Below are 15088 nucleotides of genomic sequence, written 5' to 3'. Positions count from 1 at the left end.
CACTCGGCCGGGGCAAAGCGCCATGTAACCTTTGCTCACGAAACTGTGAATGGCCGTCCAAAGTGCGCCGCAGGCGAACAGCGCGGCCTCACAGGCGGAAGTGCCCCGCCATGCCCTGCAGTTCGCGCCCCAGTTCGGCCAGCTGAATGCTGGACGCCGCCGTCTCGTCCATCGCCGTGGCCGACTGATCGGCGATGTCGCGGATCGAGGTGACGCTGCGGTTGATCTCTTCGGCGACGGCCGTCTGCTGCTCGGCCGCCGCGGCGATCTGCTGGTTCATCTCGGAAATCAGCGTCACCGCCTCGGCAATGGCCACCAGGGCGACTTCGGTCTGGCTGGCGTCGTCGACGGTCTTCTCCACCAGCCCGGCGCTCTGCTCCATGTCCGCCACCGCACGCCGGCTGCCCTCGCGCAAGGCGGAGATCAGCGACTCGATCTCCGCCGTCGATTGCTGGGTACGCTTGGCCAGCGCCCGCACCTCGTCGGCGACCACCGCGAAGCCGCGGCCCTGCTCGCCCGCACGGGCCGCCTCGATGGCGGCATTGAGGGCAAGCAGGTTGGTCTGCTCCGCGACGCTCTTGATCACCTCCAGCACGGCGTCGATACGCTGGGTATCCTGGCTCAGGCGCTGGATGCTGGCGGTCGTGGTGTCCATCGCCCGGGCCAGCTGTTCGATGCGCTGCAGGGTCTGGCGAACCACCTGGCTGCCATTGCCCACGCGCTGGTCGGCCTGCTCCGTCGAAGCGGCTGCCGCCTCGGCGTTGCGCGCCACTTCGTGCACGGTGGCGGTCATCTCGCTCATGGCCGTGGCCACCTGATCGGTCTCCAGTTTCTGCCCGTTGACGCCCTGGCGGGTCTGCTCGGCGGTCGCCGAAAGCGACTGAGCCGAGTTGGAAATCTGCGCCACGCCACCCTGCAGGCGGCCAACCATGTCGCGCAGGTTGCCGGCCATGCGCTGCATGGCGGCGAGCAGCTGGCCGATCTCATCGCGGCGGTCCTGTTCGAGGTGCACGCTCAGGTCACCGCCGGCGACCGACTCGGCCAGCGCGATGACGCGCTTGAGCGGCCTGACGATGACCAGGCTGATGATGATCGCCGCCGCAAGGCCGAAGAGCAGCGCCAGCGCCGCAGCCACCACGATCAGGCCACTGCTGGCCTTGCGCTCCGCCTGCATGGCCTGCTGCTGCGCCTGCAGTGCCTGATCGACACGCTGCAGCAACAGTTCGACCTGGGCGACGAGCTGGGCGTAGACCGCCTTCTGCTGCTGCAACTGGCTGGCGTACTCCTGCAGGCGTTCGTTGAACGAGTCGACGTTGACCACCACCTCACCGAGCACGGCGGAGTAGCCGGGGTCGTCGAGCGCATCGCGCAGCTCTGCCGCCAGGGCCTGCGCCTCGCCCGCCTGGGCGATCTCCGCCTGTTCGGTGGTGTCCGCACGGCGGCTGGCTTCCAGACGCTGGCGCGCCTGATCCAACGCCTGCAGCAGCAGCTGGTGGATCTTGCCGACCTGCCCCGCCTGCAGCACCGAGTCGCCGCCCCGCTCGCCCTGGGAGCTTTTCAGCAGGTCGACGCCATCCTCGGACAGCCCCTCCTGCAGCAGGTCCAGGCTGTTGGCCGCAGCGACCACCAGCCAGTCGGCAGCCTGCAAGGACAGCTGCATGTTGTCGGTCAGTTCGACATAGCGCGCGAAGGCCGTGCGGTAGTCGGCCAGGGCCGGCTCGACCTGCGCCAGGATCGCCGCGCTGTCGCTGTCCAGCTCGCCCTGCAGCGCCTGGCTGGCCTGGAGGATGGCATCGGCCTGCTCCTCGAGCCGTTCTGCATGCTGACTGTCGCCGGCCAGGGCGAAGGCCTGCTCGCTCTGGCGCATGCGCAGCACCTGTTCACCGAGAGCGCTCATGCGCTGCTGCAGCTCGGCGCCGGCGCTGACCTCGCGCAACGCCAGCAGGCCGGTGGCGGCCACCAGCGCGGTCAACAGCAGCACCAGGGCGAAGCCCAGCATCAGTTTGCTGGCCGTACTCAAGCTGGCCAGCCGCTTGGTCAATGAGCTACCCATGACATCCCCCTGCCTACTGCAGCCAGCCCAGAATCCTGAAACATAGGAGCACCGCCCTGCTGGCGACAAGCCAGCAGGCGGCAGGATGGCCGGAACAGTTAACTGGAGGTCGTTTTCAGAACGAATTCAAGGGCGTTGCATGTTGAAGACATCGCGCGTGCGGCAATAGGCGCTGCCGCCGAGGCGACCGACCAGATCGAGCTGCAGCGGGTCGAGACGGCCCTGCTCGGTCAGCAGCGCGTCGTCGATATGGGCCAGCAGCACTTCGGCGAAGATCAGGTGACTGTTGGGCTGCTGCGCGGGGTACGGCTGGATCTGCGCGACGCGGCACTCGAAGGTCACCGGGGCGCCGACGACACGGGGCACGTCGATGCGCTCGCAGGGCACGCTAGCGATGGCGCAATGCTCGAACTCGCTGACCTCGTGGGGCAACACCGCGGCGCTGGCATTCATGGCTTCGGCCTGCGCGAAGCTCACCAGCTGAATCGCCAGTTCGCCACTGGCCTGGGCGTTGCGCAGCGTGTCCTTGAGACTGCCGTCGTCACGGGTGTTGACGTTGACCAGCAGCGTGGGTGGATTGTCGCTGATCACCTGGAAGAAACTGAACGGCGCCAGGTTGGCGACGCCCTCGGGCGAACGACTCGACACCCAGGCGATGGGGCGCGGCGTGACGCTGGACGCCAGCCAGCGATAGGCATCCAGAGGGCTCAGGGCAGAGAAGTCGAGCTGCATCAGCGCCCCGCTCGCGATTCGCGGATGTAGAAGCGCGCGCGCTCGGCCTTGCTGGTACAGCCTTCGTAGGCCTCGAACTGCTGCTGGGTCTTGGCAGCCGTCAGCAGCGACAACGCCTTGGAATAGCTCACGGTGCCGGCGAAGCCTTCGGCCTCGGCGATGCTCAGCTCCTTCCAGGCGGCATCCAGCTGGTTGGCGCAGGTATCGCGGTAAACCGTCTTGCCGGCACAGCCGGTCAACGCTACCGCGAGCAGCGGCAAACAGATCCAGTGTTTCATCAACCACACTCCTCGAACGGACATGACTACGGATTGGCCCAGTCTATGACGCTAAGGCCGGGCGAAAGTGCCCGGTTCAGCGTTCGCTGCGACTGCGCAGGTACTCCACCACTGCCTGCTGCTCGCCCGCGAACTCGATGCGCCCGGACTTGCTTTCACGTTGGAACACATACATAGGATCGTAGTACTCAACCAGCAAAGCTTCGATCCAACCGCGATGGCTGTCGACCACGCCATCGTTCTGCTGCTCGTGCAACGCCTGCTCCATGATCGCGGCCAGGCGCTGATAACGCTCGCCGCCCAGGCGCCGGGTGATGTTGGCCAGGCTCTCGCGCAGCCGCGCGGCGAATGCGGGAAATCCCTCCTCCGCCCCCTGCACCGCGACGAACTCGGCGCACAGTTCGACGACATAGGCCTGCAGGATGCGCTCGATGCGGTTCTCCAGGCTGTCTTCCAGCCACACCAGGGGGTAGTTCTGCATGGCCTGGTGCAGCGACAGCGGCAAGGAGCAACGACCGATCAGGCGTGCCTCGTCCTCCAGCACGAACTGGCGCTGGCCAGTCGCCTGGCGCTTGAGCAGATCGATGGCCAGGGCGTTCTCGAAGTCGATCTGCGCCGGCTGGCCGCTGGCGCGCTTGCCGAAGCTGGAGCCGCGGTGATTGGCATGTGCCTCCAGGTCGAGGCTGTTGCCCAACTGGCTGATCACCTCGGTCTTGCCGGTACCGGTCATGCCGCCCACGAGGACGAAATCGCACTCTTCCACGGCCTGTTCGGTGATGTGCAGGAGGTAGTTGCGCATCGCCTTGTAACCGCCGACCACGCGCGGATAGTCGATGCCGGCCTCGCTCTTCAGCCATTGCTGGACGATCTGCGAACGCAGGCCGCCGCGAAAGCAGTACAGGTAACCTTCGGGGTTGGCCTTGGCGAAGCGGGCCCAGGCCTCGATGCGTTCGTCCTTGCTGCGCCCGCTGACCAGCTGGTGACCCAGCTCGATGGCGGCCTGCTGGCCGTGCTGCTTGTAGCAGGTGCCGACCTTCTGCCGCTCCACATCGTTCATCAGCGGCAGGTTGATCACACCCGGGAAGGCGCCCTTGTGAAATTCGACCGGCGCACGGGCATCCATCATCGGCCGGTCGTGCAGGAAGATGTCGCGGTAATCGGTGCAGTTGTCACGCATTACAGCACCTCGACCGCGTAACGCTGTCGCTCGACCATCTCGCCGATCGGCGCCAGGTCCAGCCCCAGTTCGGCGGCGACGGCGAGGAACTGCGCCTCGCCCTCCAGCGCCACGGCCACCAGCAGCCCACCGCTGGTCTGCGGATCGCACAGCAGCAGCTTGCTCAGCTCGGGCAGTGGTGCGATCCGCTCGCCGTAGCTGTCGAAGTTGCGCAGGGTGCCGCCCGGCACGCAACCTTCCTGCAGGTAGTATTCCGCGCTCTCCAGCCGCGGCACGCGGGCGAACTCGATGCGCGCGCTGAGGTGGCTGCCGTCCGCCATCTCTACCAGGTGGCCAAGCAGGCCGAAGCCGGTGACATCGGTCATCGCCCGCACGCCTTCCAGCTTGCCGAAACGGCTGCCAGGCTTGTTCAGCGTGCACATCCAGTCACGCGCCAGGCCGATATCGGCGTCGCGCAGCTTGGCCTTCTTCTCGGCCGTGGTGAGGATACCGATGCCCAGTGGCTTGGTGAGGTACAGCTTGCAGCCGACCGTCGCGGTGTCATTGCGCTTCATGTTGCCCTTGCTCACCAGCCCGGTGACGGCGAGGCCGAAGATCGGCTCGGGGGCATCGATGGAATGGCCGCCGGCCAGTGCGATTCCGGCTTCATCGCAGACCGCGCGGCCGCCACGGATCACCTCGCGGGCGACTTCGGGCGCCAGTACGTTGACCGGCCAGCCGAGGATGGCGATCGCCATCAGCGGGTCCCCGCCCATGGCGTAGATGTCGCTGATGGCGTTGGTCGCGGCGATACGGCCGAAGTCGAACGGATCATCGACGATCGGCATGAAGAAGTCGGTGGTCGACACCACTCCGCGCTCCTCATCGATGGCATACACCGCGGCATCGTCGCGCGATGCATTGCCCACCCACAGCTTGGGGTCGAGATTCTGTGCGCCACTGCCGGCAAGAATCACCTCGAGCACCTTGGGCGCGATCTTGCAGCCGCAACCGGCACCGTGGCTGTACTGGGTCAAACGAATGGGTTCGCTCATGCTTCTCTCTCACTGCGACGACTGGCGACGGATTCTAGCAAAGACCGCCTTGGCGCAGCGTCATCGCGCGAGTAAGGTCGTGGCTTGGATGGGGGATTTTTCACATGAGCAAGAAAGTGGCGCTGGTACTGGGCTCGGGGGGAGCGCGTGGCTATGCGCACATTGGCGTGATCGAGGAGCTGCAGGCACGCGGTTACGAAATCGGCTGCATCGCGGGCTGCTCGATGGGCGCAGTGGTCGGCGGCATCTTCGCCGCCGGCAAGTTGCGCGAATACCGCGAGTGGACGGAGAGCCTGGACTACCTGGACGTGCTGCGCCTGCTCGACGTCAGCTTCCGCCTCGGTGCGATACGCGGCGAACGGGTGTTCGGACGCATCCAGGAGATCGTCGGCGAGGTGGACATCGAGAACCTCGACATCCCCTTCACCGCCGTCGCCACCGACCTGACCAACCAGCAGGAAATCTGGTTCCAAGAAGGCTGCCTGCACCAGGCCATGCGCGCCTCGGCGGCGATTCCCAGCCTGTTCACCCCGGTGGTCCAGGGCAAGCGCATGCTGGTCGATGGCGGCCTGCTCAACCCCTTGCCGATCGTGCCGGTGGTCTCCAGCCACTGCGACCTGATCATCGCGGTCAACCTCAATGCCACCAACCATACCCATTACCAGCTGCCGGTGATCGAACGGCCGGCCGCCCTCAAGGGGCGCATCGACCAGATGATGAGCAGCCTGGGCTCGCGCCTGCCCAGCTTCCGACGCAAGAGCGAGGATGAAGTCCTGCTGCTGGCCGAGGGGCAGCAGCAGGCCGATGACATCAGCCCGGCCGCGGCACCGATTCATGACGATGACGAAGCGGCGCCGAAATCCGCCAGCGGTTCGCACGTGGCGGAGTTCAGCGGGCCCGCCTCGCTGCTGGAGCTGGTCAACCAGAGCTTCGAGGTGATGCAGACCTCGCTGGCGCAGTACAAGATCGCCGGTTACCCGCCGGACATCCTGATCAACGTGCCCAAGCGCGTGTGCCGCTTCTTCGAGTTCTACAAGGCGCCGGAGCTGATCATGCTCGGCCGGCAGATCGCGCGCGACACCCTGGACAAGTACGAAAGCGAGCGCGGCTGACGATCAACCGCGCGTCTCCTCGTCCGCCTGCGGCTTGTCCACCAGGTTCTCGGCAGGCGGCGCCCGGTCCGCCACCCAGTCGCTGAGCAGGCTGTAGGCCACGGCCAGCAGGGTCGGGCCGAGGAACAGCCCCATGAAGCCGAAAGCGAGAATGCCGCCGAACACCCCGAGCAGCACCACCACCAGCGGCAGGTTGCCGCCGCGGCTGATCAGGTAGGGTTTGAGAATGTTGTCCACGCCGCTGATGACGAAGAAACCCCAGACCCCGAGGAAGATCGCCATGCCGATCTCCCCCTGCCAGACCAGCCAGGCCACGGCCGGCCCCCAGATCAGCGGCGGGATCATGATGAAACTGAAGGCGAAGGTGAGCAGCCCCAGCACCAGCGCACCCGGCACCCCGGCGATGACGAAACCGATATAGGCCAGCACCGCCTGCGCCGCTGCCGTGCCGATCACCCCATTGACCACGCGCTGCACCGTGCCGGCGACCAGCTCCAGGTAGTGATCGGCGCGGTCACCGATCAGGCGCTCCAGCAGGCTGTGCACGAACACGGCCAGGCGCGGGCCGTCACGGTAGAAGAAGAACACCAGCACCAGGCTCAGCGCCAGCTCGACCATGCCGCCGCCGATTTTCGCACTGCGCGCCACCAGCCAGTTGCCCACCTGGCCCAGGTAGGGTCGCACGGTGTCGAAGAACGCCGCGCCCTGCTGGTCGATGGTGTGCCACATCTCCACCAGGCGCCCGCCCACCAGCGGTATCGCCTCCAGCCAGGTCGGCGGTGGCGGCAGGCCTTCGACCTGCAGGTCCTTGACCAGTGCATTGGCGTCCTTGATGTGATCGGCAAGGTTGAACCCCAGCCAGACCAGCGGCACGGCCACCAGCACCACCCAGACCCCGGTGAGAATCCCGGCGGCCAGCGACATGCGGCCGTTCAGCAGTTGCGTCAGCAGACGCATCAGCGGCCAACTGGCGAACGCCAGCACCGCCGCCCAGAACAGCGCCGACCAGAATGGCGCCAGCACCCACAGGCTGGCCGCCAGCAAACCGAGCAGCAGAATCTGCACCAGCAGACGATCATTAGTGGCCATCAATCGAAACTCCATTCGACGAAACGACAAAGCGCCCGAGATGGGCGCTCTGCAAACTTCCCCCGGTACGCCCCTGCTTAACGCAGCAGCCGCACATTCAGCGCATCGCCTTCGTCCTCGCCCAGTTCGAGCCTGGCCTCGCGCACACGCTGCGCCATCAACGCTTCGCGCCAGGCCGGCGCCTGGCCGCCGGACAGGCTGACGCGCAGAGTGCTGTCCAGATTCAGGCTGCGCGCCAGCACCTCGACCCAGGCGCTGTCGGCCTTGGCATCCACCGGCAACTGCAGTTGCCCATCGCTGCGCAGTTGCCGCAACAGGGTCGCAGGCGTCGGCAGCAAGGCACCCAGCGGCGCATCGGCATCCAGCTGCTCGGCATGCAGGTAGGCCCGACGGTTACCGCGGGTGATGCTGTACAGCGCCAGCAGGCTTTCGTGATTCGGCTCGGCCAGGCGCAACAGGGCATAGGCCTGCTGGTCATCCGAACCGTACAGGGTGGAATTGCCGAACACCGCATTGGCCCACAGGCTGCTGGAGCCACACTCACGCCCCTGGCACCAGTACAGCAGCTCGGCGCCCTGCTTCAGCAGAGCCTCGCGCGATGCGCTGAAGACCTGGTCGGCGCTGTGGGTGCCCGGCAGCTCGTAGGTCACGGCCTGATGCCGGCCCTGCGCCAGGATTTCGCGCTCGTAGCGCAGGCGTCCGCTGATGCGCCGGACCGAGCCCTGCGGATAGATGCGCTCGGCCGCGGGCTCCTGCGCGAAGGCCACGATGTGGCTTGCAGGAAAGCGCGGCAACGCCTCGAGGTCACGGCTACCGGACACATCGGCAGCGGCGGCGAGCAGCGCGCCGCTGAAGACGCTGACAAACAGCGCAGAGAACAGCTTCATGCCTCCCCTCATCGAGTGAACATCCTCTGAGGGAAAACGGTAGACGGTCTTGCTGAACAATGAGTGGCGACTTCGAAAGAGTCGATCATGCGATCCTCCATGGCAGACCGCCACACCTTTCCCCAGGAGCCGCCGGCAAGTCAAGGCACGCGCAGGAATGGATTGAAACAATCCGCTACGAGTTGCGCCCCCCGTTCGTCGTCGAGGTGCAGGTGGTGACCGCCCGGCAGCGTGTGCACCTCGAACGGCAGGTCCTGAAGCAAGGCCCTGACCGCAGGTTGCGCGCCCATCATGCCCTGCTCCGCCAGCACCAGGCTGACCGGGCATTGCAGCGCGCGGACGAAGGCCTGCGCATGCGCCCAGCTCAGGCGCAATGGCGACGGCAGGGTCAGGCGGCTGTCGGTGCGCCAGGTGTAGCCACCCGGCACCGGCATCAGGCCACGCTGGGCCAGCAGCTCGGCGGCCTCTCGGCTGACCGCGCCGACGCCCTTCATGCGTGCCTCCACGGCACGCGAGACCTCGGCATACACCGGCTTGCGCTTGTCACTGAGTTGTTGCCGGGCACGCAGCGCCTCGCCGAGCTTCTCCGGGGCCTGCTCGGCCTCGCCGGTATAGGGCACCAGGCCATCGATCAGCGCCAGGCGCGCGACCCGCTCCGGCAGGGCTGCTGCCAGCAGCACGGCGGTAATCGCGCCCATGGAATGGCCAAGAATGGAAAAGCGCGACCAGCCGAACTGTTCGGCCACCTGCAGCACATCGAAGGCATAGTCCCACAGGGCGTAGCCGGCACCTGCCGCACGGTGCTCGGAATGGCCATGCCCGGCAAAGTCCAGAGCGACGATGCGCAACCCTTCGAGCCTGGGCGCCAGGCGCGCGAAGCTCGCCGCGTTGTCCAGCCAGCCATGCAGGGCCAGCACCGGCACGCCATCCTCGGGGCCATACAGGTGCGCCGCCAGTTCGATGTGCGGCAGGCTCAGGCGTACTTCTTCGAAACCGCTGTTCATGCTCTCTCCTCCTGGCCGCCGGCCCAGCGCAGGAACAACTCGCGCAACAGCTCGGCAGTCGCCTGTGGCCGCTCAAGAGGGAACATGTGCCCTCCGGGCAGGCTGTGATATTCGGCCCGCGGCATGCTGCGCAGCAGGCGTGCGTGGTGCGGCAGGACCACACGGCTATGACGGCCGCGCACCATGGCCAGCGGCACCGCCAGCTGCTGCGGTCGCCCGGGCGAGGTGTGCGGCACGCTGCGATAGATGCTGATCTCGGTAGCCGGATCGAAACGCAGGCGCAGACCCTGCTCGTCAGCCTGCAAGCCGTGGTTGACATAGGCATCGAGGCATTCGGGATCGAAACGGCGGAACAGGCTCTTGCCGGCGAAGTAGTCACGCGCCTCGTCCGGGTCGGCGAATGCTTCACGCCGCCCCAGGGTACGCCCGGCGGGCGTGATGCGGTCGATGAAGCCAAAGCGCTTGGCCGCACGGATCACCATGCGATCGGCCAGCGTCAGCACTGGCGAGTCGAGCATCACCACGCCGCGATACAGCTCCGGACGGAGCAAGGCGGCGTGATAGTGCAGCACCCCGCCCAGCGAGTGGCCCACGCCCCAGACCGGCTCGTCGCTGCGCTGCAGGTGATGGATCAGCTCGTCGACCAGATTGGACCAGTTGTCATTCACCGGGAAACGCGGGTCGTGGCCGTGCTGCTGCAGGTGCCGAACCTGGAAGTCCGGCGCCAGGGCTGCGAACAGCTTGCCGTAGGTCGCGGACGGAAAGCCGTTGGCGTGAGCGAAGAAAAGCGGCTGCGGCATGCATGAAACCCGAGGAAGTCAGTACCAGCGCGATTCTCCGGCAGCCCGCCAGGTACGACAATGACCGTAACCGCCATTGATGGCGGCGCAATGGTCAGGACTATAACAACAGGCGGCCGACGATACTCGCCGCCACCAGCAGGAACACCAGGCCGCAGACGAAATCGATGGTCGGCGCCACCTGCAGCAGGCGCTGGCGCATCAGCGGCCGGCTCAGGGTCATGCCGAGCAGGCTGAACCAGAACAGGCTGAGGCCGAACAGCAGCGCCGCGCAGGCCATCTTGCCGGGCAAGGACATGTCCGCGGGCACCAGGCTGGTGAGCAGCGCGAGGAAGAACACCAGCGCCTTCGGGTTGCCCAGGTTGGTGAACACGCCCCGCAGCCAGGGACCGAACACCGAGGGCGCCAGTTCGCCGTCCAGGCGCCGATTGCCCGGGGCCCCGCGCCACCAGGCCTGCACCGCACCGACACCCAGCCAGGCCAGGTACAGCGCCCCGCCGACCTGCAGCAGGTCGAACAGCCACTGCGTGCGACTGAGCAGCAGCGCCACGCCGCTGAGCACCAGGGTGCCGTGCAGGAGAATCCCGCAGGCCAGGCCCAGCGCGCTGAGCAACCCGGCGCGCTGCCCCTGGTGCAGCGCCGTACGCACGACCAGCGCCACATCGGGGCCGGGACTGATGAGCGCTACCGCGAACACGGCAGCCAGCGACAGCAAGACGGACGTCTCCTGCATGGTGAACTCCACGAGATTGAAGGGATGAATCGGGGCGGCTGGGCTCAGCGCTGACGCAGTCGCGCGGGTGGCAAGCCGTAGGTGCGACGGAACAACCGCGAGAAATGCGCCTGGTCGTAAAAGCCCAGGCGCAGGGCGATGTCGCTGAGCGACTCGCCCGCCAGCACCAGCGGCAAGGCGCGCTGCAGGCGCAACTGCGTCAGCCACTGATGCGGCGGCAGGCCGGTGTGCTGGCGAAAACGCCGCAGCGCCTGCCAGGGGCTCATCGCGCAGAACGAGGCGATTTCCTCCAGCGAAGGCGGATCGTCCAGGCGACTCTCCAGCCATTCGCGCAGCTGCTGCCAGGTACGGCTGTCGAATACCCGGTCGGGCTCGCTGACACGCAGGGTCGAGCCCATGTCCAGCAGATGGGCCAGTGCTTGCCAGAGTGCACTTTCCTGCGCCAGCGTCGAACCTTCGAGCATGGCCGCATGAAAACGTTGCAGATGCTGCGACAGCAGCGGATGACGCAGGCTGGTGGTGGTCAGCCTGGGCGCACCCTGGCGCCCATCGCTGAGGGTCCGGCTGGCCTCGTCGAGCCAGTGCGGGTCGAAGGCCATCACGCGGATGCGATAGCTCTCTCCCTCCAGACACGCTCCATCGTGGATTCCCTCCGGCGCCATCAGCAGCACATCCCCTGCCCCGACCTGGCGCCGCTCGCCGCGATAGGCATAGCGATGCTGCCCCTGGATCAACAGGCCAACGTGGTACTCCAGGTGGAAGTGCCGGGGGAAGGCAAAGCGGCGGTACTCGGCATCGATCAGGCGAACGCCGGGCAAACTGCTCTGGATGTGAGTGATCTGGTCCATGGCGCCTACTCTAGCGCCATGGGCCGGGTAAATCTTGGATGAAATTGCAACCTCGGCACCCGCTCAAGGGCGCCGCTGCCGGGTTCGCAAAGGCTGCTCACGATCTCGACGGCGTAATCACCCGAAGACGCGCGGTTCAGCTGCTGTAGATGCGCATCTTGAGGGGAGTTTCAACACCGTTTGGCCGACGCGCAGCAAATCGTCGACAGGCGATCAGGCCTTCGGCGGCTGCTCCCCCAGGGGCACGATGGCCATGGTCAGGCGCGAGATGCAGCTGGGCTTGCCATCGTCACCGCTCAGGCGGATATCCCAAACGTGCGTGGTGCGCCCCAGGTGCACCGGGCGGGCCACGGCATGCACCCGGCCACTGCGCAGGCCGCGCAGGTGGTTGGCGTTGACCTCCAGCCCGACGCAGTAGAAACGCTGGTTGTCGATGCACAGGTAGCTGGCGGTGGAACCCAGGGTTTCCGCCAGTACCACCGATGCCCCGCCATGCAATAGGCCGTAGGGTTGATGGGTACGCGCGTCGATCACCATGCTGGCGCTGATGGAGGCGTCGTCGAACGACTCGAAGCGAATGCCCAGCACTTCACCGACGGTGTTCTTCAGGGTCGCGTTGAGTTCATCGAGATCGGGAGTTCGTTGCCACAGGCCCATGCAGGTAGTACCTCACGTCCACTGGAGACCGGGCCGGCATGAACCGGCCCACCCTGTTCAGTCGTGCCAGAGCACCGCTTCGCTGCGCTCCTGCCACTCGGCGAAACGCTCGCCGTAGGTGCCCTCGATCACCGCCCGCTTGATCTTCAGGGTCGGGGTGAGGAAGCCGTTCTCCACCGCCCAGACCTCCTTGACCAGGACCAGCCCCTGCAAGCGCTCATGCTGATCGAGACGGCCGTTGACCTCGCTCAGCAGGGCCTTGAGGCTGCTCTCCAGATCGCTGCGGCTGTCATTGGCCGCCTCCTGCCGCCCCATCTCGGAGAGCACGCACAGGGCGATGGGCTGCGGCAGCCCGTCGCCGACCACGCAGACCTGCTCGATGCGCGAATGTTCGCCGATGCGGTTCTCGATCGGCGCGGGCGCCACATACTTACCCTTGCTGGTCTTGAAGATTTCCTTGATCCGCCCGGTCAGGCGCAGATTGCCCTCGGCGTCCTGCTCGCCCTTGTCACCGGTGCGCAGGAAGCCGTCGTCGGTCAGCGCTTCGGCGGTCTTGATCGGGTCCTTGTAGTAGCCCTGCATCGTGGCGCCACTGCGCACCTGTACCTCGCCGTCCTCGGCGATGCGCACCTCGACGCCCGGGTTGTTCTGGCCGATCCAGCCCTGCTTGAAACTGCCGGGCCGGCATACATGCGAGTAGCCGCAGTTCTCGGTCATGCCGTAGACCTCCTGGATTTCCATGCCCAGACGGCGATACCAGTTGAGCAGCGCCTCGGGGACGGGCGCCGCACCGGACAACGCGTAGCGGATGGCATCGAGCCCCAGCCCGGCGAGCACCTTGCGCCCGACCAGTCGGCCGATGATCGGCAGCCTGAGCAGACGGTCGAGCTTGTGTGCGGGCATCTTGCCGTACACGCCCATCTGGAACTTGGTCCAGATCCGCGGCACGCCGAACATCACCGTCGGCCTTGCGCGCTTGAGGTCTTCGAGGAAGGTGTCCAGGCTCTCGGCGAAGAAGATCGTCTGCCCGGCATAGAGAGACGCCAGCTCGACGAACATGCGCTCGGCAACGTGACACAGCGGCAGATAGGAGATCAGGCGATCGTCCTCGCCCACGCCGAACAGCGCGGTGGCGTGGCCGGCAGCGAAGCCGAAGTTGGAGAAATTGTGCATCACCCCCTTGGGCATGCCCGTGGTGCCGGAGGTGTAGATGATGGTGGCCATCTGATTGGCCGCCGGCTTGGGGTCGTCCTGGATCGGCGTGCTGCGCTGCAGGTCGTCCCAGCTGTAGTCGAAGTCGCCCGGCGCATGCAGTGGCAGGCTGATGGTCGGCAGGCCCTGCGGCACGCCCGGTGCCATCGCCGCCCAGTCATCGAGCTTGCCGACGAAGGCCAGCGCCGCTTCGGAGTGCTCCAGCACCTGTCGCATCGACTCGGCGGTGAGGTTGGGATACAGCGGCACGGAGACATGGCCGGCCATCCAGATCGCCAGATCGCTGATGATCCAGTGCGCGCAGTTCTTGGAGATGATGGCGATGCGGCTGCCCTGCGGCAGTTCCCGGCTGCGCAGCCAGCTGGCAGCCCGGCGCGCCTGGTCGCCGACATCGGCCCAGCTCAGTTCCAGCAGCTGACCGCCACCCAGCGGCTGCACCATGTAGCGTTTGTTCGGGTGCCTTGCTTCACGTTCGTAGAACAGCTCGAGCGGCAAACGGATTGCATCAGCCACAGGGCTTCCTCCTTGTTGTTTTTGTAGGAATCAACCAAGCACTTGCTTGGTCGACTATTCCACGCAGACACAGGAGGCGCAAGTTAAGAAATGTTTCTCGACAGGACACACTTCGCCAGGGCTCGCGTCAGTCCGCAGCCCTGGCGGATCAGTGCGGATGGATCAGCGCGAGCAGCTCCATCAGCCCCGCAGCCGGGATGTCGCCTTCCAGCTCGGCCAGGCTCGCGGTACGCATCGGCAATGGATCCTGGCGGTGCCCATGGACCAGCAGGCCACCCAGCGCGCCGATCAGGGGCTGGTGACTGACCAGCAGCACCTCGGCTCGCTCGCGCTCGTCGAGGTACTTCAGCACGTCACGCGGGTCGCTGTCGGGCGTCAGCCAGGGCACGGTGTTCACCTTGCCAGCGAAGCCGAGCGTCTCGCGCACCAGCTCGGCCGTCTGCTGAGCGCGCACGTAAGGGCTGGCGACGATGGCTGTCAGTGGCCGGCCAGCGAGCTGGGCGGCCGCCTGCAGCACCTCGTTGCGGCCATGGGCGGTCAGCTCGCGAGCGGCATCGCTCGCGGCCCGAGGCTCGGCCTCGCCATGTCGCAACAGCCACAGCCTCACAGCTTGGGCTCCTCGTCGCGCACCGGATGCGCAGCGGGGGGAATGCTGTGTGCGGCCTCGCCTTCCGGCGCCCGCGGCGTCGGCCAGTCGGCGAACGGCCAGGGCTTCTCGTCGCTGTTGAAGGTGCCGAAGCGACCGATCTGCGCCAGGTACTGGCTCAGGCTGTCGCCAAAGCCCAGCAGGCTGGCGTTCGGTGCACCGTAGAACAGGCGATAGCCTAGTTGCAGCAGCACCACGGCGCCGAGCAGCAGCTCGGCCAGTTGCCAGACGATGACGAAGATCACCATCCATAGAATGCGCAACAGAATCGACTCGCGCTCAAGCTCCTGTTTTTCATCGCTCATGCTTCAAC

16 protein-coding genes are annotated in these 15088 nt (G+C 66.4%); 1 reads left to right on the top strand and 15 read right to left on the bottom strand.

The features are described 5' to 3' along the window. Positions 1 to 88: 88 nt before the first annotated feature. From EWH21_RS12050 to selD, 5 genes are all read right to left on the bottom strand, one after another. Positions 89 to 2053: a methyl-accepting chemotaxis protein gene (locus tag EWH21_RS12050; protein WP_277698404.1), complete on the bottom strand. Its 1965-nt coding sequence runs from the start codon at positions 2051 to 2053 to the stop codon at positions 89 to 91. A 126-nt stretch (positions 2054 to 2179) separates the two neighbouring features. After that, entirely contained in the window at positions 2180 to 2785 is a 606-nt protein-coding gene (locus EWH21_RS12045; protein WP_037052027.1) for a flavin reductase family protein, read from the bottom strand. Further along, positions 2785 to 3063 carry a hypothetical protein gene (locus tag EWH21_RS12040; RefSeq protein WP_037052024.1) on the bottom strand — a complete coding sequence of 93 codons (279 nt, stop codon included), beginning with the start codon at positions 3061 to 3063 and terminating at the stop codon, positions 2785 to 2787. The genes EWH21_RS12045 and EWH21_RS12040 overlap by 1 nt, the downstream gene beginning before the upstream one ends. A 76-nt stretch (positions 3064 to 3139) precedes the next feature. Continuing rightward, a complete protein-coding gene (gene mnmH, locus EWH21_RS12035; protein WP_210391045.1) occupies positions 3140 to 4240 on the bottom strand; it encodes a tRNA 2-selenouridine(34) synthase MnmH in 1101 nt (366 codons plus the stop codon). After that, positions 4240 to 5274: a selenide, water dikinase SelD gene (gene selD / locus EWH21_RS12030; RefSeq protein ID WP_277698403.1), complete on the bottom strand. Its 1035-nt coding sequence runs from the start codon at positions 5272 to 5274 to the stop codon at positions 4240 to 4242. The genes mnmH and selD overlap by 1 nt, the downstream gene beginning before the upstream one ends. A gap of 104 nt (positions 5275 to 5378) precedes the next feature. Here selD and EWH21_RS12025 point away from each other — a divergent pair, with 104 nt between their 5' ends. Continuing rightward, entirely contained in the window at positions 5379 to 6386 is a 1008-nt protein-coding gene (locus EWH21_RS12025) for a patatin-like phospholipase family protein (RefSeq protein ID WP_037052017.1), read from the top strand. Between the two features lie 3 nt (positions 6387 to 6389). Here the strand turns inward: EWH21_RS12025 and EWH21_RS12020 are convergent, their stop codons facing one another. The 10 genes from EWH21_RS12020 to EWH21_RS11975 form a co-directional block, all read right to left on the bottom strand. Continuing rightward, complete coding sequence (locus tag EWH21_RS12020) at positions 6390 to 7475, bottom strand: AI-2E family transporter (RefSeq protein WP_037052014.1); 1086 nt, start codon at positions 7473 to 7475, stop codon at positions 6390 to 6392. Between the two features lie 77 nt (positions 7476 to 7552). Continuing rightward, positions 7553 to 8362, bottom strand: a complete 810-nt coding sequence (locus tag EWH21_RS12015) for a DUF4892 domain-containing protein (RefSeq protein WP_277700580.1) — start codon at positions 8360 to 8362, stop codon at positions 7553 to 7555. Positions 8363 to 8502: 140 nt separating this feature from the next. Then, a complete protein-coding gene (locus EWH21_RS12010) occupies positions 8503 to 9366 on the bottom strand; it encodes an alpha/beta fold hydrolase (protein ID WP_047584469.1) in 864 nt (287 codons plus the stop codon). Then, complete coding sequence (locus EWH21_RS12005) at positions 9363 to 10166, bottom strand: alpha/beta hydrolase (protein WP_277700579.1); 804 nt, start codon at positions 10164 to 10166, stop codon at positions 9363 to 9365. Before EWH21_RS12005 ends, EWH21_RS12010 begins: the two co-directional genes overlap by 4 nt. A gap of 100 nt (positions 10167 to 10266) precedes the next feature. Next, the gene (locus EWH21_RS12000) at positions 10267 to 10899 is read right to left on the bottom strand and encodes a LysE family transporter (RefSeq protein ID WP_037052004.1); all 633 of its coding nucleotides are present in this window, start codon (positions 10897 to 10899) and stop codon (positions 10267 to 10269) included. Between the two features lie 44 nt (positions 10900 to 10943). Beyond that, entirely contained in the window at positions 10944 to 11747 is an 804-nt protein-coding gene (locus EWH21_RS11995; RefSeq protein WP_277700578.1) for an AraC family transcriptional regulator, read from the bottom strand. A 213-nt stretch (positions 11748 to 11960) separates the two neighbouring features. Next, positions 11961 to 12404 carry a hotdog fold thioesterase gene (locus EWH21_RS11990; RefSeq protein WP_277700577.1) on the bottom strand — a complete coding sequence of 148 codons (444 nt, stop codon included), beginning with the start codon at positions 12402 to 12404 and terminating at the stop codon, positions 11961 to 11963. 57 nt (positions 12405 to 12461) lie between these two features. Next, positions 12462 to 14129 carry an AMP-binding protein gene (locus tag EWH21_RS11985; protein ID WP_179554106.1) on the bottom strand — a complete coding sequence of 556 codons (1668 nt, stop codon included), beginning with the start codon at positions 14127 to 14129 and terminating at the stop codon, positions 12462 to 12464. Positions 14130 to 14277: 148 nt separating this feature from the next. Then, positions 14278 to 14736 carry a phosphohistidine phosphatase SixA gene (sixA, locus tag EWH21_RS11980; protein WP_150609465.1) on the bottom strand — a complete coding sequence of 153 codons (459 nt, stop codon included), beginning with the start codon at positions 14734 to 14736 and terminating at the stop codon, positions 14278 to 14280. Continuing rightward, complete coding sequence (locus EWH21_RS11975; RefSeq protein WP_037051991.1) at positions 14733 to 15080, bottom strand: DUF4389 domain-containing protein; 348 nt, start codon at positions 15078 to 15080, stop codon at positions 14733 to 14735. The genes sixA and EWH21_RS11975 overlap by 4 nt, the downstream gene beginning before the upstream one ends. Positions 15081 to 15088 lie beyond the last annotated feature (8 nt).

This window comes from Pseudomonas sp. REST10 (assembly GCF_029542605.1).
In the GTDB taxonomy this organism is placed as follows: Bacteria; Pseudomonadota; Gammaproteobacteria; order Pseudomonadales; family Pseudomonadaceae; genus Aquipseudomonas; species Aquipseudomonas khazarica.
The sequence above is the reverse complement of the archived record's forward strand: the minus strand, read 5'-3'. Positions and strand labels throughout refer to the sequence as shown.

Coding starts and splice junctions, on each gene's coding strand:
- EWH21_RS11995 (WP_277700578.1), bottom strand. CDS start 11,747: ATGGACCAGATCACTCACATCCAGAGCAGTTTGCCCGGCGTTCGCCTG.
- EWH21_RS11975 (WP_037051991.1), bottom strand. CDS start 15,080: ATGAGCGATGAAAAACAGGAGCTTGAGCGCGAGTCGATTCTGTTGCGC.
- EWH21_RS12020 (WP_037052014.1), bottom strand. CDS start 7,475: ATGGCCACTAATGATCGTCTGCTGGTGCAGATTCTGCTGCTCGGTTTG.
- EWH21_RS12040 (WP_037052024.1), bottom strand. CDS start 3,063: ATGAAACACTGGATCTGTTTGCCGCTGCTCGCGGTAGCGTTGACCGGC.
- EWH21_RS12005 (WP_277700579.1), bottom strand. CDS start 10,166: ATGCCGCAGCCGCTTTTCTTCGCTCACGCCAACGGCTTTCCGTCCGCG.
- EWH21_RS12015 (WP_277700580.1), bottom strand. CDS start 8,362: ATGAAGCTGTTCTCTGCGCTGTTTGTCAGCGTCTTCAGCGGCGCGCTG.
- EWH21_RS11990 (WP_277700577.1), bottom strand. CDS start 12,404: ATGGGCCTGTGGCAACGAACTCCCGATCTCGATGAACTCAACGCGACC.
- mnmH (WP_210391045.1), bottom strand. CDS start 4,240: ATGCGTGACAACTGCACCGATTACCGCGACATCTTCCTGCACGACCGG.
- selD (WP_277698403.1), bottom strand. CDS start 5,274: ATGAGCGAACCCATTCGTTTGACCCAGTACAGCCACGGTGCCGGTTGC.
- EWH21_RS12045 (WP_037052027.1), bottom strand. CDS start 2,785: ATGCAGCTCGACTTCTCTGCCCTGAGCCCTCTGGATGCCTATCGCTGG.
- EWH21_RS12025 (WP_037052017.1), top strand. CDS start 5,379: ATGAGCAAGAAAGTGGCGCTGGTACTGGGCTCGGGGGGAGCGCGTGGC.
- EWH21_RS12010 (WP_047584469.1), bottom strand. CDS start 9,366: ATGAACAGCGGTTTCGAAGAAGTACGCCTGAGCCTGCCGCACATCGAA.
- EWH21_RS12000 (WP_037052004.1), bottom strand. CDS start 10,899: ATGCAGGAGACGTCCGTCTTGCTGTCGCTGGCTGCCGTGTTCGCGGTA.
- EWH21_RS12050 (WP_277698404.1), bottom strand. CDS start 2,053: ATGGGTAGCTCATTGACCAAGCGGCTGGCCAGCTTGAGTACGGCCAGC.